The 22,953-nt window shown below is 63.2% G+C and carries 25 protein-coding genes; 15 read left to right on the top strand and 10 right to left on the bottom strand.

All coding sequences use genetic code 11. From position 1 onward, the window contains the following. Nucleotides 1–32 precede the first annotated feature (32 nt). Both AC1DEK_RS04640 and AC1DEK_RS04635 read right to left on the bottom strand, forming a co-directional pair. Nucleotides 33–1,760 carry a cation acetate symporter gene (locus tag AC1DEK_RS04640; RefSeq protein WP_478124046.1) on the bottom strand — a complete coding sequence of 576 codons (1,728 nt, stop codon included), beginning with the start codon at nt 1,758–1,760 and terminating at the stop codon, nt 33–35. Beyond that, on the bottom strand, nt 1,760–2,065 hold the full coding sequence (locus AC1DEK_RS04635; protein WP_478124045.1) for a DUF485 domain-containing protein: 306 nt from the start codon (nt 2,063–2,065) through the stop codon (nt 1,760–1,762). The genes AC1DEK_RS04640 and AC1DEK_RS04635 overlap by 1 nt, the downstream gene beginning before the upstream one ends. A 128-nt stretch (nt 2,066–2,193) precedes the next feature. Here AC1DEK_RS04635 and acs point away from each other — a divergent pair, with 128 nt between their 5' ends. Beyond that, nucleotides 2,194–4,170 carry an acetate--CoA ligase gene (acs, locus tag AC1DEK_RS04630; RefSeq protein ID WP_478124044.1) on the top strand — a complete coding sequence of 659 codons (1,977 nt, stop codon included), beginning with the start codon at nt 2,194–2,196 and terminating at the stop codon, nt 4,168–4,170. A gap of 121 nt (nt 4,171–4,291) precedes the next feature. On the opposite strand, the gene AC1DEK_RS04625 is transcribed toward acs, so the two are convergent. The 5 genes from AC1DEK_RS04625 to AC1DEK_RS04605 form a co-directional block, all read right to left on the bottom strand. Beyond that, nucleotides 4,292–5,530, bottom strand: a complete 1,239-nt coding sequence (locus AC1DEK_RS04625; protein ID WP_478124043.1) for a potassium channel family protein — start codon at nt 5,528–5,530, stop codon at nt 4,292–4,294. Nucleotides 5,531–5,625: 95 nt separating this feature from the next. Further along, entirely contained in the window at nt 5,626–6,147 is a 522-nt protein-coding gene (locus AC1DEK_RS04620; RefSeq protein WP_478124042.1) for a universal stress protein, read from the bottom strand. A 277-nt stretch (nt 6,148–6,424) separates the two neighbouring features. Further along, a complete protein-coding gene (locus AC1DEK_RS04615; protein WP_478124041.1) occupies nt 6,425–6,574 on the bottom strand; it encodes a hypothetical protein in 150 nt (49 codons plus the stop codon). Between the two features lie 338 nt (nt 6,575–6,912). Next, entirely contained in the window at nt 6,913–7,437 is a 525-nt protein-coding gene (locus AC1DEK_RS04610) for a universal stress protein (protein WP_478124040.1), read from the bottom strand. Between the two features lie 136 nt (nt 7,438–7,573). Then, complete coding sequence (locus tag AC1DEK_RS04605; RefSeq protein WP_478124039.1) at nt 7,574–7,798, bottom strand: hypothetical protein; 225 nt, start codon at nt 7,796–7,798, stop codon at nt 7,574–7,576. A gap of 21 nt (nt 7,799–7,819) precedes the next feature. On the opposite strand from AC1DEK_RS04605, the gene AC1DEK_RS04600 reads away from it, so the two are divergent. The 12 genes from AC1DEK_RS04600 (at nt 7,820) to AC1DEK_RS04545 (ending at nt 17,983) form a co-directional block, all read left to right on the top strand. After that, nucleotides 7,820–10,093 (top strand): heavy metal translocating P-type ATPase, encoded by a 2,274-nt coding sequence (locus AC1DEK_RS04600; protein WP_478124038.1) that lies wholly within the window; start codon nt 7,820–7,822, stop codon nt 10,091–10,093. 6 nt (nt 10,094–10,099) lie between these two features. Beyond that, entirely contained in the window at nt 10,100–10,237 is a 138-nt protein-coding gene (ccoS, locus tag AC1DEK_RS04595) for a cbb3-type cytochrome oxidase assembly protein CcoS (protein ID WP_478124037.1), read from the top strand. Between the two features lie 65 nt (nt 10,238–10,302). Beyond that, nucleotides 10,303–11,742: a cytochrome-c oxidase, cbb3-type subunit I gene (gene ccoN / locus AC1DEK_RS04590; RefSeq protein ID WP_478124687.1), complete on the top strand. Its 1,440-nt coding sequence runs from the start codon at nt 10,303–10,305 to the stop codon at nt 11,740–11,742. Between the two features lie 9 nt (nt 11,743–11,751). Then, nucleotides 11,752–12,378 (top strand): cytochrome-c oxidase, cbb3-type subunit II, encoded by a 627-nt coding sequence (gene ccoO / locus AC1DEK_RS04585; protein WP_478124036.1) that lies wholly within the window; start codon nt 11,752–11,754, stop codon nt 12,376–12,378. A 10-nt stretch (nt 12,379–12,388) separates the two neighbouring features. Continuing rightward, the gene (locus AC1DEK_RS04580) at nt 12,389–12,526 is read left to right on the top strand and encodes a cbb3-type cytochrome oxidase subunit 3 (protein ID WP_478124035.1); all 138 of its coding nucleotides are present in this window, start codon (nt 12,389–12,391) and stop codon (nt 12,524–12,526) included. 4 nt (nt 12,527–12,530) lie between these two features. Further along, nucleotides 12,531–13,469, top strand: a complete 939-nt coding sequence (gene ccoP / locus AC1DEK_RS04575) for a cytochrome-c oxidase, cbb3-type subunit III (protein ID WP_478124034.1) — start codon at nt 12,531–12,533, stop codon at nt 13,467–13,469. A 9-nt stretch (nt 13,470–13,478) separates the two neighbouring features. Next, nucleotides 13,479–14,918 carry a cytochrome c oxidase accessory protein CcoG gene (gene ccoG, locus AC1DEK_RS04570; RefSeq protein ID WP_478124033.1) on the top strand — a complete coding sequence of 480 codons (1,440 nt, stop codon included), beginning with the start codon at nt 13,479–13,481 and terminating at the stop codon, nt 14,916–14,918. A 17-nt stretch (nt 14,919–14,935) separates the two neighbouring features. Further along, a complete protein-coding gene (locus tag AC1DEK_RS04565; protein WP_478124032.1) occupies nt 14,936–15,214 on the top strand; it encodes a FixH family protein in 279 nt (92 codons plus the stop codon). After that, nucleotides 15,214–15,936 carry a sulfite exporter TauE/SafE family protein gene (locus AC1DEK_RS04560; protein WP_478124031.1) on the top strand — a complete coding sequence of 241 codons (723 nt, stop codon included), beginning with the start codon at nt 15,214–15,216 and terminating at the stop codon, nt 15,934–15,936. The genes AC1DEK_RS04565 and AC1DEK_RS04560 overlap by 1 nt, the downstream gene beginning before the upstream one ends. A 132-nt stretch (nt 15,937–16,068) precedes the next feature. Continuing rightward, nucleotides 16,069–16,791, top strand: a complete 723-nt coding sequence (locus AC1DEK_RS04555; protein WP_478124030.1) for a Crp/Fnr family transcriptional regulator — start codon at nt 16,069–16,071, stop codon at nt 16,789–16,791. Nucleotides 16,792–16,843: 52 nt separating this feature from the next. After that, nucleotides 16,844–17,290: an azurin gene (azu, locus tag AC1DEK_RS04550; protein ID WP_478124686.1), complete on the top strand. Its 447-nt coding sequence runs from the start codon at nt 16,844–16,846 to the stop codon at nt 17,288–17,290. Nucleotides 17,291–17,377: 87 nt separating this feature from the next. Next, nucleotides 17,378–17,983 (top strand): hemerythrin domain-containing protein, encoded by a 606-nt coding sequence (locus AC1DEK_RS04545; RefSeq protein ID WP_478124029.1) that lies wholly within the window; start codon nt 17,378–17,380, stop codon nt 17,981–17,983. On the opposite strand, the gene AC1DEK_RS04540 is transcribed toward AC1DEK_RS04545, so the two are convergent. From AC1DEK_RS04540 to AC1DEK_RS04530, 3 genes are read right to left on the bottom strand one after another with little or no spacing between them, the layout of a single operon-like run. Then, on the bottom strand, nt 17,958–18,812 hold the full coding sequence (locus AC1DEK_RS04540; protein ID WP_478124028.1) for an ABC transporter permease: 855 nt from the start codon (nt 18,810–18,812) through the stop codon (nt 17,958–17,960). The genes AC1DEK_RS04545 and AC1DEK_RS04540 overlap by 26 nt on opposite strands. A 39-nt stretch (nt 18,813–18,851) precedes the next feature. Beyond that, a complete protein-coding gene (locus tag AC1DEK_RS04535; RefSeq protein ID WP_478124027.1) occupies nt 18,852–19,649 on the bottom strand; it encodes an ABC transporter ATP-binding protein in 798 nt (265 codons plus the stop codon). Further along, a complete protein-coding gene (locus AC1DEK_RS04530; RefSeq protein WP_478124026.1) occupies nt 19,646–20,656 on the bottom strand; it encodes an ABC transporter substrate-binding protein in 1,011 nt (336 codons plus the stop codon). The genes AC1DEK_RS04535 and AC1DEK_RS04530 overlap by 4 nt, the downstream gene beginning before the upstream one ends. 191 nt (nt 20,657–20,847) lie before the next feature. On the opposite strand from AC1DEK_RS04530, the gene AC1DEK_RS04525 reads away from it, so the two are divergent. Continuing rightward, the gene (locus AC1DEK_RS04525; RefSeq protein ID WP_478124025.1) at nt 20,848–21,522 is read left to right on the top strand and encodes a response regulator; all 675 of its coding nucleotides are present in this window, start codon (nt 20,848–20,850) and stop codon (nt 21,520–21,522) included. Between the two features lies 1 nt (nt 21,523). After that, entirely contained in the window at nt 21,524–22,951 is a 1,428-nt protein-coding gene (locus AC1DEK_RS04520) for a sensor histidine kinase (RefSeq protein ID WP_478124024.1), read from the top strand. Nucleotides 22,952–22,953 lie beyond the last annotated feature (2 nt).

Raw genomic sequence — 22,953 nt, 5'->3', positions numbered from 1 at the left:
ATGCAGCAGTGCGCTCCGGGGGCGCCGCCTACTCAGTGCCCGCTGGCGCCTGACGCCCCGATTCCGGTCTCCGATCGCACCTGCTGCGCCAGAAAGCCGTTCTTGTCGATGGTCGCGCGATCGCTGGCATCCAGAATCGAAAAGAGCCAGATGCCCAGGAAGGCCATGGGCATGGAGAACAGGCACGGTGATGCGAAGGGAAACAGGGATGAACCGGCCGGATGACCGAGCGTCGCTTCCCATACCGATGGAGAGACCACCGTGAGCGCGACCGAAGAGACGAGCCCAAGAAAGCCGCCGATGACGGCGCCTCGCGTTGTGCAGCCCTTCCAAAGCACCGACATGAACAGGACCGGGAAATTGGCGGAGGCGGCAATCGCGAATGCCAGCGACACCATGAAGGCAATGTTCTGTTTCTCGAACGCGATGCCGAGCAACACTGCCAGCGCGCCCAGTGCCACCGTCGTGATTTTCGACATGCGCAACTCTGACTTGCTGTCGGCCTTTCCCTTCTTCACGACGGTCGCGAACAGGTCGTGCGAAACCGCCGATGCGCCGGACAGCGTCAGTCCTGCGACGACCGCGAGGATCGTCGCGAAAGCCACCGCCGAGATGAAGCCGAGGAACACGTTGCCGCCCACCGCACTGGCCAGATGGATGGCCGCCATGTTGCCACCGCCGCGCAGCAGCCCGTCGGCGTCCAGAAAGCGTGGATTCGTCAGCACGAAGCTGATGGCACCGAAGCCGATGATGAAGGTGAGCAGGTAGAAGTAGCCGATCCAGCCCGTTGCCCACATCACCGACTTTCGCGCTTCCTTTGCACTGGGCACCGTGAAGAACCGCATCAGGATGTGCGGCAGGCCGGCCGTGCCGAACATGAGAGCCATGCCGAACGAGATCGCTGAGACAGGATCCTTGACGAAATTGCCCGGGCCCATGATCGACTGTCCGACCGCCGCGGCCGCTTCCGCGGTCTTCCCGTCCTTCAGTGCGAGGTCGGTCTTGATGTTGACGGCGCCCGCGAACATGGCTTCCGGGCTGAAGCCGAAGTGCCACAACACCGACAGCGCCATGAAGGTGGCGCCGCCCAGCAACAGTGCGGCCTTGATGATCTGGACCCACGTGGTGGCGGTCATGCCGCCGAACAGCACGTACACCATCATCAGCGAGCCGACGATGACCACCGCGATCCAGTATTCAAGACCGAACAGCAGCTTGATGAGCTGCCCAGCGCCCACCATCTGCGCGATCAGGTAGAAGGCCACCACGACCAGCGTGCCCGAAGCCGCGAAGATGCGGATGGGAGATTGCTTGAAACGAAACGCAGCCACGTCCGCGAAGGTGAACTTGCCAAGATTGCGCAGGCGTTCCGCCATCAGGAAGGTGAGGATCGGCCAGCCAACGAGGAAGCCGATCGAATAGATGAGGCCGTCGTAGCCCGCTGCCATGACCGCCGCCGAAATGCCGAGGAAAGAGGCGGCGGACATGTAGTCACCTGCGATCGCCAGGCCATTCTGGAACCCCGTGATGCCGCCCCCGGCGGTGTAGAAATCCGAGGCCGACTTCGTCTTTGCCGCGGCCCACTTGGTAATGAAAAGAGTGCCGACCACGAACAAGCCGAACATGCCGATGGCCGTCCAGTTCGTTGCCTGCTTTTGCGCCTGGCCGAGGTCGGCGCCGGCGGCCATCACGCCGGAAGACAGCGCGAGCAGCGCAGCCAGAGCCAGCAAGGCGCGAAGTGCATGGGTGTGCCGGTTCATCACAACACCTCCTTGCGAACGGCTTCTGAGAGCACGTCGAACTCGGCGTTAGCGCGACGGACGTAGTAGGCGGTAATGAGGATCGTGAACACGATCACCCCAAAGCCAATCGGCATGCCGACGGTCATGACGCCTTCACCCAGCCTTTGAGCGAGGAAGGGCTTGTTGAACGCCACAAGCAGCACGAAGCCGTAGTAGACGATCAGCATGAGCAGCGTGAGCATCCAGCCGAAGCGCGTGCGCTTGGCCTTCAACTCCTTGTACTTGGGTTGGCTGACGATCCGTCGAACCAGTTTGTCGTCCATGGGGTCTCCTGCAAATGACTGGGGGCCGATGCGATTGGAAGCCAGGGATATTTCCGTGAGCTTGCGCTAGCTCAAAGTTCGCAGCCTGAAGTGCCTCCAACATCTGCGAACCCTTCAAGGAGAAATGCATGAGTCAGCTCGACGTATCCAAGGCCCCAAAGCAGTACCCGCCGCCGGAGCGGCTTCTTCGCTCGGCGCATGTCGCTGGCCGCGCGGCATACGAATCGCTCGCGGCGGAGGCGGACGCCGACTACGAGGGGTATTGGGCCCGGCTGGCGCGGGAGTTCGTGGCTTGGAAGAAGCCCTTCACGCAGGTGCTCGACACCAGCCGCGCGCCGATTTTTGAATGGTTCGCCGACGGCACGCTGAACGTGTCGTACAACTGCCTCGACCGCCACGTGGAAGCCGGCGGCGGTGACAAGGTGGCGATCATCTTCGAGGCGGACGACGGTGCCGTGACGCGCATCACCTACTCTGAACTGCTTGCGAGAACGGCCCGGATGGCCAACGCGCTGAAGGCACTGGGCGTTGGCAAGGGCGATCGCGTGGTCATCTACATGCCGATGTCGATCGAAGCCGTGATCTCCATGCAGGCATGCGCCCGCATCGGTGCGGTGCACTCTGTCGTCTTCGGCGGCTTCTCCGCGCAATCGCTCCATGACCGGATTGCGGACACCGGCGCATTGGCGGTGGTCACCGCGGACGAGCAGATGCGGGGTGGCAAGGCTCTGCCGCTCAAGGCGCTGGTCGACGAGGCACTGGCACTGGGCGGTTGCGAGACCGTGCGCGAGGTGATCGTCTACCGGCGTACCGGCGGCGCGGTCTCGTGGCAAAACCGCGACCACTGGATGCATGAAATCACGGCAGCGCAGCCTTTGCATTGCGAGCCTGAGTGGGTGGGGGCCGAGCACCCGCTCTTCCTTCTCTACACGTCCGGCTCGACGGGCAAGCCGAAAGGGGTGCAGCATTGCAGTGGCGGATATCTCGTGCATGCGGCCGTGACCACGCAATGGACCTTCGACATCCATGACGACGATGTGTTCTGGTGCACGGCCGACATCGGCTGGGTCACTGGGCACACCTACATCGCCTATGGACCATTGGCTATTGGAGCGACGGAAGTGGTGTTCGAAGGAATTCCGACCTACCCGGATGCCGCACGATTCTGGAAGATGATCGAGCGCCACAAGGTGACAGTGTTCTACACGGCGCCGACGGCCATTCGGTCTTTGATCAAGGCTGCGGAGGGCCATCCAGACGTGCATCCGCGCAATAGCGACCTGAGCAGTCTGCGCGTGCTCGGATCTGTCGGCGAGCCCATCAACCCGGCAGCCTGGGAGTGGTATCACGAGCACGTCGGTGGCGGTCGTTGCCCCATTGTCGATACCTGGTGGCAGACTGAAACAGGCGGCCAGATGATCACGCCACTGCCGGGCGCCACGACATTGGTGCCGGGTTCGTGCACGCTTCCCTTCCCGGGCATCATGGCGGCCATCGTGGATGAAACCGGTGGTGACGTGCCCAACGGCCAAAGCGGGCTGCTGGTGATCAAGAAGCCCTGGCCAAGCATGATCAGAACAGTGTGGGGCGACGATGCGCGCTACGCCGCAAGCTACTTTCCTTCCGAACTGCGCGGCTACTACCTCGCGGGTGACGGTGCGGCCAGAGATGCGGAAACCGGCTTCTTCACCATTGGGGGGCGCATCGACGACGTGCTGAACGTCAGCGGACATCGCATGGGTACGATGGAGATCGAATCCGCACTTGTGGCTTGCACCCATCTGGTCGCCGAGGCGGCTGTCGTGGGGCGCCCTGACGAGACCAGCGGCGAAGCGATCTGCGCCTTCGTCGTGCTCAAGCGTGCAAGGCCGACTGGGGAGGAGGCGCGCAAGCTGGCCATCGAGCTGCGAAACTGGATCGGCAAAGAGATTGGCCCTATCGCCAAGCCCAAGGACATCCGCTTTGCCGACAACCTGCCGAAGACACGCAGCGGAAAGATCATGCGTCGGCTCTTGCGCTCCGTGGCCAAGAACGAAGCCATCACCCAGGACATATCGACGCTGGAGAACCCGGCGATCCTGGAGCAGCTATCCGAAGCGCACTGAGGTAGCGTCGTCCATGGCAGCTGTCCGCGACGCTGGAGGACGCTGATTGCAGCCCTGTCGCGGGAGCGGGTCCGCCTCGGAGTTCTGAAGGGGCTTGTGCTTCGTGGGCGGGACACCGCCATCACTCCCGGCGCCCCTGCGTGAGTTGCTGCACGATCGCGTCGCGACTGAAGCGCTCGGCTCCCGTTGCAGCGGTATTTGTCCAGCTCGGCACGTTCAGCAGCAAGTAGGCGGCTAAGCCTTCCAATCGGGGTTCATAGCTTTTGCGTAGCTGCTCAATCGCGCGCAAGCTGGCCTCGTCGCTACGCCAGCTTGGCAGGATCCCTCGCATTGCCCGTGTGAGATGCTTCAGGGCCGCGGCATCCATACAACGAGCCGAAAGCTGATGCGCAGGCGCCACGCGCAGAGATTCGCTGGCTTCATCGAGGACTCGCCTCAAAGCGCAGAAGGTGGCGGTCGCTTGGTGACGGCGTGAATCGTCGGCACCCGCGATCAGCAACGTGCACACATCCAGAACCACCGCGAGAGAGCCAAGCCAGGAATGGCCTTCGTGCTGAGATCGGTAATACGCCAGCATGGGATAGACGGCTTGGCTCTCGATCAGATCGCTTGCCCAGATTTCCCAGCCCCTCAGCCACCGCTCAAGTGCCTCCGGGCTGTCATGCGCGTGCCAGGCGAGCAGTGCCTCGGCGGTGGGAGGCGAGCCCGAGCGCGCGGAGAATTCAATGAGTTGTAGATCTCGACGGGTGAAATGTTGGTAGAGCACGGGCAAGTAGCCAACAGTCAGCGCGATAAAGCCAAAGCCCACGCCGGCTTCGAAGATCACCAACAGCCGCGCGAGGCGATGGTGCGGCACGTTGTCGCCGTAGCCAAGCGTGAAGAAGGAGTCTCCGCTGATGATGATCAGGTCAATCAGTGCGTCAGCCCCGGCGGTGTGCACCAGGCGTTGAAGGGCCCAGTGAATCAGTCCAAACCCAATGATCAGGCTCCAGCCCCACAGGGCGAAGAGCATCACCATTGCCAGCGGTCCGTAGACTCCAATAAAGTCCTCGCGCCGGCGGCCTAAAGGCCAGACCTTGGCGCATCGGGCCCACAGGTACCAGGTGGTTTGAAAGAAATACCGGTTCAGCCGCACTCGCCGACGCACTGGCCGCGGCAGCAGAACCACTTCAAAGGCGTCGACGAGGGTCGCCAGAACCAGGATTGCACCTATGAGCAAGGCGATCGCTGGCATCGTAGTTCGTCCAGAAAACGGTTGTTCAAGGGCAAGTGAGAGCGACTGAAACTCGAACCGTCTTCGCCAGCCTTTCAGCCGCTCGACGGCCCGGTGGAATTCAGTGCGTTGCGCTCCGGCGAACATCTGGCCATGACACTTCCATGCCCATCATCGCTCGAGAAACACTGTGTCAACCGCCGGTGTAGAGACGCTGCGTCGAGCTTCGACTCTGTGCGCGGCTATTCGAGCGAGAGCGCGGCCGAGGGCAGATGCACCTTGACGCTGTCCGATACGGACTGAGCCTTCGTGGCAGCCTCCGATGCGCGCACCAGCAGCACGGGAATGCGCGCATGACGCAGGATGTGTTCTGCACTGCTGCCCATCACGAATCGATCGATACCACGACGGCCGTGAGTGCCCAGAACAATCAGATCCGCGTGCCAGTTGTTCGCCTCGGTCGTGACCTGCTCGTAGACCGGCCCCATGACACGATCGCACAACAGGGTATCGGCTTCTACGCCCGCCGCTTCAGCGGTTGCCTTCGCTGCATCGAGGATGCGCCCTCCGCCGTCGCGCAACTGCTTCATCCATTCGCCGGGATGGCCGGAGTAGGCATCCAATGCCAGGGAGAACGAAAGGTCGTCGATGACATGCAGCATCCGCAGACAGCCTTTGGTGATCTTCGCGAGTTCGATGGCCTCGTTCAATCCGCGCTGAGAGGTCGGACTGCCGTCGACGGGAACCAGAATGCGTTGGTACATGGCGTGCTCCGGAGGTAGATAGGTCCCTCAGTATCGGAGCCCCACCCTGGAGAGATCTTGATGTGGCGCAAATCCAGCGCAGAGTGCCGCACCCAGGATGACGCATGCAATTGCTGTTGGCGGGAACACGGGTGTGGCGATGCCTTCCCTTTGGGAATCTACGATCGGCCAACGGCGCGGCGGTTTTGCGGGACGAATGTCCGAACGAAATCGAGCGAAGAAACGACACCCGCGAGTCCTTTGCGATCGGTCACGACCGCGTGGTGATTGGTAGGCGTCAACGCGCGCTGGTCGCCGGGCAGACGAGACAATCGTTCGCCGGCTGCGGCTCTTCTGTCAGGCCCGCGGCAATCAGCAGGCCCGTCGCGCCGAGCGTAGCCATGACGAAAGCGATCGCCCTGAGCGCCGTGGATTGCTTGGTGCTCATTTGCACTGGGCTCTACTGAATCTTCAGCGTTCGGCTGGCGGAGCCTTCGCGCTGGGGCAAGGTGAGACGTAGCACGCCGTCTTCGAGCTTGGCCACGGACGTCGCTGAGACAGTCGTCAATCGGCAATCTCAGTCTATGTAAGGGCGTCCACAGGCTACTTGCGCTCGATCAAAATCAGGCGTGTCGAACTCGGGCCCCGAAGGCCTGGGATATCTTGCCCGCGCTGCCCGATCGCGAGATCCGCAACTGATGCGCGGCGACTCGAACTGGCGCCGTGCATTTCCTGACCGAGCCGATTGGACTTGGCGACCGTGGCGTCGTTGCCCCGGCCCGCCATTCAGTTTGTTCCAGTTTCAATCTCCGGCGCGTCTGCTTGCGAAGGCGCGGATGATCCGTTGTCGGCCTTCGACTCAGACCCCGTCGCGCGCACCAGAAGGACAGGCACCGGCGCGTATCGCAGGATATGTTCGGCACTGCTGCCCAGCACCAGCCGCCTCACCCCGCGGCGGCCGTGCGTGCCGACGACAATCAAATCCGCCGCCCACTTGGTAGCCTCGGCCGTGACCATTTCATGAACCGCGCCGTGGAAGCTTTCGCTCAGCACGGTCTCGACCTCCACATCCGCTTTTGTCGCAATCCCCTTGGCCTCGTTGAGCACACCTTGGCCGGCCTTGCGCAAGAGGCCCAGCCAGTCCCCGGAATAACTTGAATACGCGTCCATCGCGACCGCAAATGAGAGTTCGTCGACCACATGAATAAGACGCAGGCGGCCTTTAGTGAGTTGGGCGAGATGGATGGCCTCGTCCAAACCGCGGCGTGATGTAGGACTTCCGTCAACCGGAACAAGAATTCGTTGGTACATGGCGCGTTCCTTTGGCAATGGAGATGTGACCAGTATCGGATCGTCCCAGCGTCGCCCATTGATATGGCGCAAGCGAGGCCTCGGTTGGGTGCGCAACGCTGAATCTCAAGCCGCGCATCGCAGCCCCAGGCCAGGATCACGCAACGACCGTCCCGAAGAAAGTGCCCGCGGCATAGGTCACGGCCATCGCGAATGCACTCCAGAAGGTCACGTCGCAAGCTACTTTCCTTCCGAACTGCGCGGCTACTATCTCGCGGGAGACGCTGCGGCCAGAGATGCGGAAACCGGCTTCTTCACCGTTGGGGGGAGCGGGGGTGACGAGACCGCCATTGGCTTGATTCAGATCAAGCTTCGCGTGCAAGACAAGCAATAGCCTCGGCCGATGCAAGCTGTGCTCTCGTTTGGTCAGGCAGTGCTCGACGATCCGGCCGAATGGGCGGGGTTCGGCCGCGCCATCGACGGAGACCCGGCCACGGGGCGCTGGGAATCGCAAGTCGTGGTCGACGGCATGCGTTGCGCGGCCTGCGCGCTCGCCGTTGAAGAGGCCGTGGGCCGGGTGCAGGGCGTCGAACGCATCGACGTGAGCGCCGCCAGCGGACGCGCCCGCATCGTCTGGTCGGCGGCCACAGTTCGGCCTTCGCGATGGTTCGAAGCGGCGGCAGCAGCGGGCTATCCGCTGGTGCCGGCCGGTGATATGTTTGCGCGGGCGCGGCGCAAGCGAGAGGGCCGCCTTGCACTTTGGCGCTGGCTGGTGGCGGGCTTCTGCATGATGCAAGTGATGATGTACGCGTATCCCGCTTACATCGCGCGTCCGGGCGACATGTCTGCGGATGCCGCCCAATTGCTTCGCTGGGCCTCCTGGGTTCTCACGCTGCCTGTCATTGCCTTTTCGTGCGGCCCGTTCTTCCGCAGCGCCCTGCGCGATCTGCGCGTGCGTCGCATAGGCATGGATTTTCCGGTCGCGCTCGGCATCGCGATCACCTTCAGCGTCAGCAGTGCGGCGACGTTCGATCCTCAAGGGCGGTTGGGCGAACAGGTGTATTTCGATTCACTCACGATGTTCGTCTTCTTCCTGCTCACCGGTCGTTGGCTGGAGTCGCGACTTCGGGACCGCACCGCCGGCGCACTCGAGGCATTGATGAACCGGCTCCCCGACAGCGTCGAGCGGCTCGGTGGCGACGGAACGTTCTCGCGCGTCTCGGTGCGCCGGTTGGCGGCAGGCGACGTCGTCAGGGTCCTGCCGGGTGAAGCATTTCCGGCAGACGGCATCGTGATTGACGGCAACACGATGGCCGACGAGGCGCTCTTGACCGGCGAATCGCGCCCTGTGCAGCGCTCGCAAGGTGCGCACGTGCTCGCCGGAAGCCACAACGTCGCGTCGATGGTGCGTGTGCGGGTTGAGTCAGTGGGACAAGACACGCGTTTCGGACAGATCGTCGCATTGATGGAAAGTGCTTCGCTGCAGAAGCCGCGCCTGGCGCAAATGGCCGACCGCGCCGCAAAGCCCTTCCTGCTTGCCGTGCTTGCCGCGGCTGCGCTGGCGGCAGTGTTCTGGTGGAACGTCGATTCCGGAAAGGCGCTGATGGCGGCCGTCGCCGTGCTGATCGTGACATGTCCCTGTGCGCTGTCGCTCGCCACGCCGGCCGCAATGCTCGCGAGCGCAGGGGCATTGGCTCGCAGCGGCGTGGTCGTCCGCAATCTTCAGGCATTGGAAGCCCTTGCGTCGATCGACACGGTGGTCTTCGACAAGACCGGCACCCTCACGCGCGATCTACCTCGCCTGGAGCGCGTCTATTGCCGTCGCGGCTTGCGGCCTGGTGATGCGCTCGAGATCGCTGCCGCATTGGCTGCGCAGTCGCTGCATCCCGTTTCGCGCGCACTCGTGAATGCATGGAATGCGCAGTTCCGCTCGTCACCTTCGTGGGAGGCCTTGGAGACAACGGAGCACCCGGGCAACGGTATCGAAGGCCGATTGCTGCGGAAGGGGAGCATCGACCGCCTCGCACGCCACGTGCATCTGGGATCGGCCTCGTTCTGCCGCGTGCCGACTCTGCCTTCGGACGCCATGCACGTGCATCTCGCCGACGAGCAAGGATGGACCGCGACCTTCGTTCTTGCGGAGGATCTTCGTGCCGACGCCAAAGCTGCGGTCGCTGCGCTCATGGCGCAAGGAGTGGCCGTGCAGTTGCTCTCCGGGGATCGCGGCGCCGCCGCACAGGAGGTCGCCGGGCGAGTCGGAATCCCGGACGCGCGTGGCGACTGCATGCCCGAGGAAAAGCTGCGCGCGGTGCAAGAGCAGCAAGCGCGCGGACGCCGTGTTGCGATGGTCGGCGACGGATTGAACGACGGCCCTGTGCTCGCGCAGGCGAATGTGTCGTTTGCCTTTGGCGGCGCAGTTCCGCTGGCGAAAGCCAGGGCCGACTTCATCGTGCTTGGCGATCAGCTTGCCGTGATTCCGCAGGCCATCGAACAAGCCCGCCGCACGCTTCGCACAGTGCGGCAGAACCTGGGATGGGCCGCTGCCTACAACACGCTTTGTGTGCCACTGGCCTTCATGGCCTTGCTTCCGGCGTGGCTGGCGGGCCTCGGTATGGCGGCAAGTTCTCTGGTGGTGGTACTCAACGCCGCGCGCCTGGCGCGGCAGGCAGGAAGCTGAACGCCAATGGACATTCTCTTTTTGCTGATTCCGTTCTCGGTCGTGCTCGTGCTGGTGATCCTCGGCGGGCTTTGGTGGGCCGTCGATGGTGGGCAGTTCGAGGACATCGAGCCCGAGGGCGAGCGCATCCTGCGAAGCGATTGATCTGCATCAAGCCTTTGGTGGTGGTCCCCCGGGACACTTGCCCGAGTTCAAGGAAGGACCTGATGATGCAATCTCCGAATTCTCCCGCTGCGGTGTACAGCGACACCGCAGTCCGGCAGTTCGCCATCATGGCTGTCGTATGGGGTGTGGTGGGAATGCTGGTCGGCGTGATCATCGCGTCGCAGTTGGCCTGGCCGCAACTCAACTTCGGAGTTCCGTGGCTCAGCTACGGGCGGCTTCGGCCCTTGCATACCAATGCGGTGATCTTCGCCTTCGGCGGATGCGCCTTGATGGCGACCAGCTTCCACGTGGTGCAGCGCACTTGCCAGACCCGTCTCTTTGCGCCCGGCCTTGCGTCTTTCGTGTTCTGGGGATGGCAGGCGGTCATCGTGGCTGCCGCCATCAGCTTGCCCATGGGCTACACCAGCGGCAAGGAATACGCGGAGCTCGAATGGCCGATCGACATCCTGATTGCATTGGTGTGGGTGGCCTACGCCATCGTCTTCTTCGGCACCATCGGCACTCGCAAGGTGCGCCACATCTATGTGGCCAACTGGTTCTTCGGGGCGTTCATCATCGCTGTGGCTCTGCTGCACATCGTCAACAGCGCGGCAGTTCCTGCTGGCTGGATGAAGAGCTATTCGGCGTATGCCGGTGTGCAGGACGCCATGGTCCAGTGGTGGTACGGGCACAACGCCGTGGGCTTCTTTCTGACGGCGGGCTTTCTCGGAATGATGTACTACTACGTTCCGAAGCAGGCAGGCAGGCCGGTGTATTCGTACCGCCTGTCGATCGTGCACTTCTGGGCGCTGATCTTCACGTACATGTGGGCGGGGCCGCACCATTTGCACTACACGGCCTTGCCTGACTGGACGCAGTCGATCGGCATGGTGTTTTCGCTGATCCTCCTTGCGCCCAGTTGGGGCGGCATGATCAATGGGGTGATGACGCTCTCTGGTGCCTGGCACAAGTTGCGCACCGACCCGATCCTGCGTTTCCTGATCGTGTCGCTGTCCTTCTATGGCATGTCCACCTTCGAGGGCCCGATGATGTCCGTCAAGACCGTCAATGCCCTCTCGCATTACACGGACTGGACCATCGGCCACGTGCATTCGGGCGCCCTCGGCTGGGTGGGCTTCATCACGATGGGCTCTCTCTACTACCTGATTCCGCGGCTCTACAACCGGACCGAGATGTACAGTGTCAAGGCCATCGAGCTGCACTTCTGGATGTCGACGATCGGGATCGTTCTCTACATCGCGGCCATGTGGATCGCGGGTGTGATGCAGGGGCTGATGTGGCGCTCCATCAATCCCGACGGCACGCTCACCTACACGTTCGTCGAAGGGGTGAAGGCCACCTATCCCTACTACATGGTTCGCGTCGTCGGCGGTCTGCTCTACCTGGGCGGCATGCTGGTGATGGCTTGGAACGTGGCCATGACGGTCGTCGTGGGCCGTTCGATTCGCATGGTCATCCCGACGCCAGCGCTGGCAAGTGCCTGAGGAGATTCGATGAGCACCAGTACCCCGAAGTCCGGCTTCTCGCACGAGAAGATCGAGACCAACAATTTCCTCATGATCGTGCTGGTCCTGCTGGTCGTCGCCATCGGCGGACTGGTCGAGATCGTGCCGCTGTTCTTCCAGAAGTCCACCACGGAGGCGATCACGGGCCTGAAGCCGCCAACGCCGCTGCAGGTTCTGGGGCGCGACATCTACGTGCGCGAGGGTTGCTACAACTGCCATTCGCAAATGATCCGGCCCTTCCGGGCCGAGACGATGCGCTATGGCCACTACTCCGTGGCCGGCGAATTCGTCTACGACCACCCGTTTCAGTGGGGCAGCAAGCGCACTGGTCCCGATCTGCACCGGGTGGGTGGCAAGTACAGCGACGAATGGCATCGCATTCACCTGAACAATCCGCGCGACGTGGTGCCGGAGTCGAACATGCCGGCCTATTCATGGCTCGAGACGACTCAGGTCGATCCTGGTGAAGCCCCCGCGCACATGCGCGCCTTGCGTCATGTCGGCGTGCCGTTCACCGACGAGCAGATTGCCGGTGCGTCGACTGAAGTCAGCGGCAAAACAGAGATGGACGCGCTCGTCGCGTATCTGCAGTCCCTCGGACTTGCACTGAAGTAGGGAGCCTTCGATGGACATCACCACCTTGCGCACCTTGGCGACTCTGGTTTCCTTCGCCACCTTCATCGGAATACTCGTCTGGGCCTACTCCCGCCGACGCGCAGAGGGCTTCAACGAGGCGAGCCGCTTGCCCTTCGAGCAGGACTGACACCATGAGCGACTTCATCCATGAATTCTGGTCACAGTACGTGGCCATTGCGACTCTCTTGAGTATCCTGGCCTGCGGACTGCTGCTTTGGCTTACGGCGCGAGCCAAGGTGCCGGGCGGTGCGGACAACACGACCGGGCACGTCTGGGACGAAGACTTGCGCGAAATGAACAACCCGTTGCCGCGCTGGTGGATGGGCCTGTTCGTCATCACGATTGTGTTCGCTCTCGGCTATCTCTTCGCCTACCCGGGCTTGGGCACCTATCAAGGCCGCCTCGCGTGGAGCACAGATTCCGAATATGCAAGGGACGTCGCCGCTGCCAACCGCGAACTCGAGCCCATTTATGCCTCTTACACGGCGATGCCCGTGGAGCGAGTGGCTGCGGATCCGGGAGCCATGGCCATCGGCGAGCGACTGTTCCTGAACAACTGCGCGCAATGCCACGGCTCGGATGCGCGCGGGGGCAAGGGATTCCCCAACCTCACCGACAACGACTGGCTGCACGGAGGTACGCCCGAGAAGATCAAGGAAACGATCACGCTCGGCCGCATCGGGGTGATGCCGCCCATGGCGCAGGCGGTGGGCACGCCGGAGGACGTGAAGAACGTCGCCAACTATGTGCTGAGCTTGTCCGGGAGTCCACATGATTCCGTGCGGGCCGGCCTGGGCAAAAGCAAGTTCACGGCTTGCGCGGCCTGCCATGGCATCGGTGGCATCGGAAACACAGCGGTAGGCGCGCCAAACCTGTCGGACAGGATCTGGCTGCATGGCTATGGACAGGAGGCGATCATCTCAATCATCAACACCGGCAAGACCAACCAGATGCCGGCGCAGCAGGGGCGCTTGACGGAAGCGCAGCTCCACGTGCTGACATCGTTCGTCTGGGGCCTGTCGAACAAGCCCGGTGCATCCGCCGCCGCGCCTGCGCCTGCCACGCCTTGAGGTCAAGCAATGCCAGATTCCGCGCCTGACTCGAACATGCCCAAGGGTCGGGTGATCCCGATCGCGGTGGCCGACACAAGCGTCGGCCTCTATGAGGCGCACAAGAAGGTCTACGTCCGCTCCGTCCAGGGGCTGTTCGCACGCTGGCGCTGGGTGATGGTGTTCGCCACGCAACTCTTCTTCTACGGGCTGCCGTGGATCGAGTGGGGACAGCGGCAGGCGGTGCTCTTCGACCTCGGCGCACGGCGCTTCTACATCCTCGGTCTCGTCCTGTATCCGCAGGACTTGATCTATTTGACCGGGCTGCTGGTCATCTCGGCGCTGTCGCTCTTTCTGTTCACGGCCGTCGCGGGTCGCCTGTGGTGTGGCTATGCCTGTCCGCAGACTGTCTATGCCGAGATCTTCATGTGGGTCGAGCAGAAGATCGAGGGCAGCCGCGCCGCACGAATGCGCCTGGACAAGGACCTCCTTTCGACCGAGAAGGTCGTGAAGAAATGGTTCAAGCACGTCGTATGGCTCGGAATCGCGATATGGACCGGCTTCACTTTCGTGGGCTATTTCTCCCCGATCCGCGAATTGGCGCTCGCGTTTCTCCAGACGCGAATGAACTCGTGGGAAGTGTTCTGGGTTTTCTTCTACGGCTTTGCAACCTATGGCAACGCCGGCTTCATGCGCGAGCAAGTCTGCAAGTACATGTGCCCCTATGCACGCTTTCAGAGTGCGATGTTCGACCGCGATACGCTCATCGTCAGCTATGACGCAGAGCGCGGGGAGCCGCGCGGTGTGCACGCCAAGGGCAGCGACCCCCGCGCGCAGGGTCTCGGGGATTGCATCGACTGCGGATTGTGCGTGCAGGTCTGCCCCACGGGCATCGACATCCGCCAGGGGCTGCAATACGAATGCATCGGCTGCGGCCTTTGCGTGGACGCTTGCAACACGGTGATGGACAAGATGACGACCCCGCGTGGCCTGATCCGCTATGCCATGCAGAATGGAATGGCCGGACGCTGGTCCCCGAAGCAGGTGCTTGGGCGCATACTCCGGCCGCGTGTGCTGGGCTACTGCGCCGTGTTGGCTGCCTTGTGCATTGGCTTGCTGGCAAGCCTCGTGCTCAGAACGCCGCTCAAAGTCGACGTGGTGCACGACCGCGGCACGCTTGCTCGCATCGCCGAAGGGGGCCAACTCGAAAACGTGTATCGGCTGCAGATCATGAATTCGACCGAGCGGCCACAACGCTATCGCATCACGGCGACAGGGCTCGACAATCTGCAGCTGGCGCCGCAAGAGCCGGTCGAAGTCGGGCCTGCGCAATCGCGTTGGGTCGCCGTGCGTCTGCAACTGCCATACGGCGGTTCGGCGCCCGGCTCACATCCGGTCTACTTCGACGTGCGCTCGGCGGACGACGGCGCCCGGGTCTCGGAGAAGGCCACCTTCGTGGTGCCACGCTGACAACCAAAGGACACCCCATGACCGGGAACACTGCCACTACCTCCTTGACATGCGCGCCGTGGTGGCGCTTTCCGCTGCTGTGGATGGTGCTGGGTGGCCCGGCCGTGGTGGTGGTCGCCAGCTTCGTCACACTTTGGCTGGCGGTTCGCACGCCTGATCCGGTGGTCTCGGAGGACTATTACAGGGAGGGTATCGAGATCAACCGCGCGCTTGCTGAAAAGAAGCACCTTCCTGCTCTTACCGCGCGGAATCACTCGGCAACGCCCGCTGCGGACGTTCCTCGTTCGAGGCGCTGATGGCCGTGGGAGGACAAGCGGCACTCATCGGCACGGCACTCCTCATGGGGTTGGCGGGCGGGCCGCATTGCGTGGCAATGTGCGGCGCGGCGTGTTCGGGCGTGATCCGGATTGTTCGGGCACCGGAAGGCGGCGTTGCCTCGCTGTCCGGTGGCACGAGCGGCTTCGGCGCGGCCTTGGCGCTGCACGCGGGCCGAGTGGCCGGCTATGCGGCGGCCGGCGCCATCGCGGGAGTGGCGGCGCAGGGCCTGGCTTTCGCGAGCGAACAGGTCGTGGCACTGCGGCCGCTTTGGATGCTTCTTCATGTGTTCGTATTGATTTGGGGTCTCTCGCTGGCGGCGCTGGGGCGTCAACCGCGACTGGCGCTTCAGGCCGGACGCGCGCTGGCACGTCGACTGAGGCCGCTGACAAGGTCGAGCGCTGGTGCTCTTGCAACCGGCGCGCTCTGGGTCTTCATGCCGTGCGGGTTGCTCTACTCCGCTTTGATGCTTGCTGCTTTGGCAAACGGGGCGCTGCAGGGCGCAGCCCTGATGGCCGCGTTCGCGCTGGGCAGCGGCATTTCGCTGGTCCTTGCGCCTTGGCTGTGGCAGTGGCTGCGAACGGGCGCGGGTGTCGTCCGCAAGGAGTGGGGCAGCCGGATCGCCGGGGCTTTGCTTGCGGCCGCGGCGCTCCAGGGCCTTTGGATCGATCTCAGCCACCAACTGGACGGCTGGTGTCGCTGAAGCATCTGCGAGAGCAGGACACCGGATCGATACAAGGAGTTCACGCACTGTTACGGAAGCATCCGGCCTGTTCACGGTCGCGTTGCGCCAGCTTTTTAAGCTGCACTCATCCAACAGACAACGGAGTGCGCGATGAGCGAAACGACAATCAGCCTTTCCCAAGGTGCCCAGTCGGCAGTGAGCCGAATCGCCGACATGCTCCAGCTGATCCAGGACAACGTGCACTTCCAAAGGCGAGTGGTTCGTTCCGGCGAAATCGTATGCGGAGTCGGCCAATCATTCGGGTGTCTCTACATCGTGAATTCGGGCATGTTCAAGTCTGTCAATCTGTCCGGCGAAGGGCGGGAGCAGGTCGTTGGACTTCATTTCAAGGGCGATTGGCTGGGCTTCGATGGCATCGCGACGTCGCACTATCGCTGTGACGCCGTGGCCATGGACACCGGCGAAGTCTGGGCAGTGCGCTATGACGCGCTGCTCAAGGCGGCCGTGCAAACGCCCGCACTGCTCACCCTGCTGCACGAAGCCATGAGCCGGGAACTCGCCCGCGACCACGATTCACTGCTGTCGCTGTGCACTCTGCCGGCCGATGCGCGTGTTGCCGGCTTCCTTCGCTACTGGGCAGAGGCTCTCGCGCAGCGGGGTCTTCGGACGGACCAGATCACCCTGCGGATGACGCGTGCCGAAATCGGCAACTACCTTGGCATGACCCTGGAGAGCGTGAGCCGGGCGCTGTCGCGGATGGCGAGGGGCGATGTGATTCGCTTCACCGAGCGGGGTCGCCGCGACATCCAGATCCCCAAGGTGGAGGCGCTGACCGCCTTCATGCAGCGTTCCGCCATTCCGTTGGCAATGTAGAAAGAAAAGGACCTTGAACGTGATTTCCATTGACATGAACAACATGAAGAAGATGAGGAACATCTGCGCCGCGGCGCTTTTCCTGGCCTTGACCGGCGGAGCCTCGGCGGCCGCTTGCGACGTGGAGATCGAAGGCAACGACGCAATGCAGTTCAACAAGAGCAGCATCGAGGTGCCCCAAAGCTGCAAGCAGTTCACCGTCAAGCTCAAGCACGCAGGCAAGCTGCCAAAAGCGGCAATGGGGCACAACTGGGTGCTGACCACGGCCGCAGATGCGCAGGGCGTGGCAACCGACGGCATCGGCGCCGGCCTGGACAAGAACTACGTCAAGCCGGGCGACGCACGCGTGATTGCGCACACGGCAGTGGTCGGTGGTGGAGAGTCTGGTTCCGTCACCTTCGATACCAGCAAGCTCAAGCCTGACCAGGCCTACGCGTTCTTCTGTTCATTTCCGGGGCACTCGGCAATGATGAAGGGCACGCTCAAGCTCACCAAATGATCGCTCTGCAAAGCGTCGCCGTTTGATCTACGGCAAGGTCGAAACGTCCGCGCAATGTCAACCTTCCGACACCTAGTGGAGAACCGCATGACGCACACGACGACTCGAATCATCCGTGACGAACACTCGGCCTTGTCGGCCATGCTTCGTTCCATCCTGCTGCTGTTGGCGGACCATCGGCGGCAGGGCACGCTTCCTGATTTTGCTGCCCTCCGCGCGATGCTCTTCTATGTTGACGAGTTTCCCGAGAAGCGGCACCACCGCAAGGAATCGGAATTGCTGTTTCCCAAGTTGCGCGCGCGAACGCCGATCTCGCGCGAACTGCTCGATCGGCTGGATGACGACCATGCACGCGGAGAACGGAAGATCCGCGAAGTGGAACACGCGCTCCTCTCGTTCGAAATGCTCGGCGAGCCACGCCGGAAGGCCTTTGAACAGGCGGTCGAGCGCTATGTCGACTTCTATCTTGGCCACATGGCCCTGGAGGAGCGGGAGATTCTTCCGCTGGCGGAAAAAGTGCTGACGCGCGAGGACTGGGCCGACCTCGACGAGGCGTTCAGCGCCAACAGGGATGCCTTGGCGGGTTGCGAACCGGAGCCCGATTACGCCGCGCTTTTCACCCGCATCGTCAACGCAGTGCCCGCACCCATCGGCCTGGGTTACCCGTTCAGAAGGCCGCAGGCCGCCATTTGAGAAGGCGCTTCTCCAGCGAAGTCAGCAGGAAATCGGCAGCCAGCGCGACCACGGCGAGCACGATCATGGCGGCGAACACGCCACTCGCGTTGAAAGCGCCCTGCGCCGTCGAGATCAACAGGCCGATGCCTTCCTTGGCGCCGAGGAATTCGCCGACCACCGCGCCGACCAGTGCAAAGCCGAAGCTCACGTGCAGGCTTGCGAGGATCCAGGACATGGCAGAGGGGATGACAACGGACATCGTCACCTGCCGCGGTGACGCGCCGAGGATTTGCGCATTGGCGATCATGTACTTGTCTGCTTCACGCACACCCTGGAAGGCATTGCCGAAGACCACGAAGAACACCATCACCACGGCGAGCGCCACCTTGGACGCCATCCCGAGGCCGAGTGCGATGACGAAAATCGAACCCAGCACCACGCGCGGTATCGAGTTGGCGATCTGGATGTAGAGGCTGAAGACATCCGACAGCAGCTTGTTGCGGCCCAGCAGAATGCCGCATATGACGCCGGCGATCGACCCGATGAGGAATCCGATGACCGTTTCCTCGAGCGTCACGGCAACCTGCATCCACAGCGAACCTTGCGCGGTGCCTTCCCGCATCCACTCGACGAGCTGGTCCCAGATCATCGAAGGCATCGAGTAGAAAAACGGGTCGATCCACTTGTGGCGCGCGGCAACCTCCCAGCCGCCGAGCACCACCAGCAGCACCAGCACACGCAGCGAAATGATCATGGAGCGTCGACGGCGAATGCGCGCTTGTGCACGTTCGGACTCGCGGGCCAGTGCCTCGTCGCTGAGGACGGCGGGCAGGACTAATTCAGTCATTGTTGAAAACACTCCGGAAAACAGACTTGGGCAAAAGACTCAGGCAAGGACGACTTCCTGGCGCAGGTCGTCCCAGATGTGCTTTGAAAGTTCGATGAACTGCGGCTCGTAGCGCACCTGCGACGTGATGCGAGGGCGCGGCAGGTCGATGTCGTAGACGCGCTTGAGCGTGCCGGGGCGCGCCGACAGCACGAACACCCGATCGGCCAGCGCGATGGCCTCTTCGAGGTCATGCGTAACGAAGACGACAGAGCCGCCCGTGCCCGACCAGAGCCTGAGCAGTTCGTCCTGCATCAACGTGCGGGTCTGCATGTCGAGTGCGGAGAAGGGCTCGTCCATGAGCAGGATCTCGGGGCTGTTGATGAAGGTCTGCGCCAGCGCGACGCGCTTGCGCATGCCGCCCGATAGCTGGTGCGGGTAGTGCCCGCCGAATTTGCCGAGCCCGACGCGGTGGATCCATTCCGCCGCCATCTCGTGCGCTTCCTTCTTCGGCTTGCCCCGGAACAGCGGTCCTGCAGCGACGTTCTCGGTCACGTTGCGCCATGGGAAAACCGCATCCGCCTGGAAGACGAAGCCGATGCGCGGATCGATCCCCTGAACCGGCTGGCCCATCACCCGCACTTCGCCCACCGTGGGGCGAAGCAGGCCGGTGACCATGTTCAGCGTCGTCGACTTGCCGCAGCCCGTCGGTCCGACGATGGCGACGAACTCGCCGCGCGCCACCGACATGCTGAAGTTGCGCAGCGCAACCGTCGCGTTCCCGTCCGCCGAGATGAAGCGCAGCGAAACGTCGCGGAACTGGATGGCAGGCGTCTGCGTCTCGGTCGTGCTCGTCACTTGGCGCTCGCTGCGAGATAGGTGTTGGTGTAGGTCTTCGACAAGTCGATGTTCTTGCTCTTGATGAGCGGCTTGTACGTGGACAGCACCTTCAGCACCGTCTCCGGTCCGCCAGCAGGCATCTTCGCGTCGGCGGTGAACATCGGAAGGGACGCATTCAATGCCTGGACGTACAGGGCCTTGTCGCTGCCGTAGTAGTCGCGCGGCACCTTCTCGGCGATTTCCTCGGCGCTGTGCGTGTGGATGTATTCCATGGTGCGCGCAAAGGCGTGGGCCAGCTTGGCCGCCTGGTCCTTGTGCGACTCGGCCCATGCGTTCTGCACGTAGAAGCTCGCAGCCGGATAGAGGCCGCCGAGCGCTGCCGCCGTGTCCTTCTCGGTGCGCAGGTCGACCAGCACCTTGGCGTCGCCCGTCTTGAGCATCTCCGAGACGGTCGGCTCGGTCGTCATGCCGGCCTGGATGCGGTCCTGCTTCATGGCCGCCACGAAAGTGTTGCCGGCACCGACGGGCAGCAGCGAGTATTCCTTGGTCGCGACACCCTGGCGATCGGCGAGATAGCGCGTGAGGAATTCAGTCGACGAGCCCAGTCCGGTCACGCCAAGCGTCTTGCCCTTGGCATCGGCCATGCTCTTGAACGTGGGCGCCGCCTTGGTCGACACCAGCTCGACTTCACCGGGCACCTTGCAGAACACGGCGATCGCCTGGATTTCCTTGCCCTTGCTCTGCAGGTCGATCGTGTGATCGTAGAAGCCCACCACGCCTTGCACCGCGCCTGCGATCAACTGGTTCTCGGCGTCGACGCCCGCAGGCTGCGACTGCAGCTCCACCGTCAGGCCCTCGTCCTTGAAGTAGCCCAGCGCCTCGGTGAGCTTGGCCGGCAGGTAGATGATCTTGTTGATGCCGCCGACCATGATGGTGATCGGCTCGGCAGCCTGGGCAAAGGGCGCCGCTGCCGCGAAGGCGGTACACAGGGCGGTGGCGAGCAGGTTGCGATGGAAAGCACGCATTGGAATGTCTCCTGAGGGCTGAAAGGAATGACGCGCGACAAGACGTCGCAGGTACGGGCAAAGTCTAGGGATGCGCATCTTTCAGCCGGCTTTCGGTACAGGCGGCGATTGCTGCTGGTAAACCCTCGGACAACCTCGGACAACCCTCGGACGTGCGGCCTGCCGGAAGGTTTTCTAGAATCCCACACCCCATGAAACTCCTGCTTGTCGAAGACAGCCCGCAGCTCGCCCTGTGGCTGGCCAACCTCTTGCGCGAACAGGACTTCGTCATCGACCACGTCGAAGACGGCGATGCCGCCGACCGCCTGCTGCAGCAGGCACGCTATGACGTCGTCCTGCTCGACCTCAACATTCCCGGGCTCACGGGCAAAGGTGTGCTGCGGCGATTGCGCGCGCGGCGCGACGACGTGCCGGTATTGGTCCTGACCGCGAGCGCGTCGCTGGACCAGAAGGTGATGTGCCTCGAGATCGGCGCGGACGACTACCTCGTCAAGCCTGTCGAGGTGCGCGAACTGGTCGCGCGCATCAAGGCGCTGGTGCGGCGGCAAATGCCGGGCAAGGCCAATGACATCCTTTGCGGCGACCTGCACTATGACCTGCGCACGCGCCAGTTCACGCTCGCGGGCGCCGAGCTGGCGCTGCCGCCCCGCGAGCGCACGCTGCTCGAGACGCTGATGCTCAGGATGGGCAGCACGGTCTCCAAGCAAACGCTGGTCGACGCCATTTTCGGCCTGGAGGACGAACCCAGCGCCGATGCCATCGACCTCTACGTGCATCGTCTGCGGCGCAAACTGGAGAAGGCGCAAGCCACCATCATCACCTTGCGCGGCGTCGGCTATCTGCTGCGCACGCGCGATGAAGGCTGAGTTGCTTTCCAGCCTGCGCGTGCGACTGGCGGCCTGGCTGCTGCTGCCGCTGTCGGTGTTCGTCGGCGTGTGCGGCTATCTCAGTTGGCGCAACGCGGCGGCTGTGGCCGACTACGTGCAGGACCATGACCTTCTGGCCTCCGCCAAGGTACTTTCCGAACGGCTGATCTGGGAAGGCGACAACGTGCAAGCCAGCGTGCCGCCTTCGGCCCTGAGCCTCTTTGCCTCGCCCGACCGCGACCAGGTCTTTCTCAGCGTGACCGACGCCGCCGGTACGGTGCTGGCCGGGACGCCGGGATTTCCGCTACCGCCCAAGCGCAAACTGGAAGGCGTGGACCGCGCCCAGTGGTATGACGCCGAACTCGACGGGCTTCGCCTGCGCGCCGTCGTCACGCAGCGCGCCATGTTCGAAGTGGGCGGCGGTGCCGAAGTCACCATTGCGGTGGGCAAGACCACGCGCAGCCGCGACCACATGCTGCGTGCGCTCTGGTTGCCGACGGTTGGCTATCTGCTGATCGCCCTGTTGCTCGCGATCGTGCTGACGACATTCGCGCTGACGTGGGAGCTCCGCCCCGTCCTGCGGCTGAGCCGGCAACTCGCGCAGCACGACCCGATGCGCCTTGATTTCGCGATCGAGCCGCGCTCATTGCACACCGAGCTGCGGCCAGTCGCCGACACGATCAACGGTTTCGTGCGCCAGTTGCGCGCGCACTCCGAAGCGCAGCGGCGCTTCATTGCCGATGCGGCGCACCAGTTGCGCACGCCGCTTGCCTTGCAGGCATCGCAGATTGAATACGCGCGCTATACGCGGCAGCATCGCCAGCAATGGGACACGCGCCGCGCCGACATGGACACCATGTGGGGCGCCATGCAGGACAGCAACCGGCGGCTGGTCGAAGTCACCAACAAGCTGCTGCTGCTCGCGCAAGCCGAACACCACGATGCGTCCGCCGGCCTTGAACGGGTCGATCTCGCTGCAGTGGCCTTGCACAGCATCGAGGAGCTGGCCGCGCTCGCCGATCGGCGCCACATAGACCTGGGTTTGGAGCTGCCGGAGACGGGCGACACCGGCTGGGTTGTGGCGCAGCCGGCATTGCTAGGCGCGCTGGTGAGCAATCTTGTGGACAACGCCCTGCGCTACACGCACGAAGAAGGCCGGGTGACGGTGAAGGTGCAGCGCATCGGAGATCGCGTCGAGCTCTCGGTTGACGACAATGGCCCCGGCATCCCGGCTGAAGCGATGGAGCGCGTGTTCGAGCGCTTCTATCGCGCGTCGCACGACACGGAAGGCACCGGCCTCGGCCTTGCCATCGTGAGAGAGATTGCGCGCGCATTCGGGGCGACGGTTTCCCTGGCGTCCAACGCAAATGCAGGCGCGAACGGCCGGACCGGTCTGCGCGCGTCGGTGATGTTTAGCGCTGCCGACTGAAG

The organism is Variovorax sp. 10N420, assembly GCF_056394705.1.
This window is presented reverse-complemented; position numbering and strand designations above follow the sequence as displayed.

Excerpts from the sequence above, each read along its gene's own strand:
- AC1DEK_RS04545 (WP_478124029.1), top strand. The coding sequence starts at position 17,378 with ATGACGCACACGACGACTCGAATCATCCGTGACGAACACTCGGCCTTG.
- ccoG (WP_478124033.1), top strand. The coding sequence starts at position 13,479 with ATGCCAGATTCCGCGCCTGACTCGAACATGCCCAAGGGTCGGGTGATC.
- AC1DEK_RS04640 (WP_478124046.1), bottom strand. The coding sequence starts at position 1,760 with ATGAACCGGCACACCCATGCACTTCGCGCCTTGCTGGCTCTGGCTGCG.
- AC1DEK_RS04555 (WP_478124030.1), top strand. The coding sequence starts at position 16,069 with ATGAGCGAAACGACAATCAGCCTTTCCCAAGGTGCCCAGTCGGCAGTG.
- AC1DEK_RS04565 (WP_478124032.1), top strand. The coding sequence starts at position 14,936 with ATGACCGGGAACACTGCCACTACCTCCTTGACATGCGCGCCGTGGTGG.
- azu (WP_478124686.1), top strand. The coding sequence starts at position 16,844 with ATGAGGAACATCTGCGCCGCGGCGCTTTTCCTGGCCTTGACCGGCGGA.
- acs (WP_478124044.1), top strand. The coding sequence starts at position 2,194 with ATGAGTCAGCTCGACGTATCCAAGGCCCCAAAGCAGTACCCGCCGCCG.
- ccoO (WP_478124036.1), top strand. The coding sequence starts at position 11,752 with ATGAGCACCAGTACCCCGAAGTCCGGCTTCTCGCACGAGAAGATCGAG.
- ccoS (WP_478124037.1), top strand. The coding sequence starts at position 10,100 with ATGGACATTCTCTTTTTGCTGATTCCGTTCTCGGTCGTGCTCGTGCTG.
- ccoN (WP_478124687.1), top strand. The coding sequence starts at position 10,303 with ATGCAATCTCCGAATTCTCCCGCTGCGGTGTACAGCGACACCGCAGTC.
- AC1DEK_RS04580 (WP_478124035.1), top strand. The coding sequence starts at position 12,389 with ATGGACATCACCACCTTGCGCACCTTGGCGACTCTGGTTTCCTTCGCC.
- AC1DEK_RS04625 (WP_478124043.1), bottom strand. The coding sequence starts at position 5,530 with ATGTTCGCCGGAGCGCAACGCACTGAATTCCACCGGGCCGTCGAGCGG.
- ccoP (WP_478124034.1), top strand. The coding sequence starts at position 12,531 with ATGAGCGACTTCATCCATGAATTCTGGTCACAGTACGTGGCCATTGCG.
- AC1DEK_RS04610 (WP_478124040.1), bottom strand. The coding sequence starts at position 7,437 with ATGTACCAACGAATTCTTGTTCCGGTTGACGGAAGTCCTACATCACGC.
- AC1DEK_RS04620 (WP_478124042.1), bottom strand. The coding sequence starts at position 6,147 with ATGTACCAACGCATTCTGGTTCCCGTCGACGGCAGTCCGACCTCTCAG.
- AC1DEK_RS04560 (WP_478124031.1), top strand. The coding sequence starts at position 15,214 with ATGGCCGTGGGAGGACAAGCGGCACTCATCGGCACGGCACTCCTCATG.
- AC1DEK_RS04615 (WP_478124041.1), bottom strand. The coding sequence starts at position 6,574 with ATGAGCACCAAGCAATCCACGGCGCTCAGGGCGATCGCTTTCGTCATG.
- AC1DEK_RS04525 (WP_478124025.1), top strand. The coding sequence starts at position 20,848 with ATGAAACTCCTGCTTGTCGAAGACAGCCCGCAGCTCGCCCTGTGGCTG.
- AC1DEK_RS04530 (WP_478124026.1), bottom strand. The coding sequence starts at position 20,656 with ATGCGTGCTTTCCATCGCAACCTGCTCGCCACCGCCCTGTGTACCGCC.
- AC1DEK_RS04600 (WP_478124038.1), top strand. The coding sequence starts at position 7,820 with ATGCAAGCTGTGCTCTCGTTTGGTCAGGCAGTGCTCGACGATCCGGCC.
- AC1DEK_RS04635 (WP_478124045.1), bottom strand. The coding sequence starts at position 2,065 with ATGGACGACAAACTGGTTCGACGGATCGTCAGCCAACCCAAGTACAAG.
- AC1DEK_RS04540 (WP_478124028.1), bottom strand. The coding sequence starts at position 18,812 with ATGACTGAATTAGTCCTGCCCGCCGTCCTCAGCGACGAGGCACTGGCC.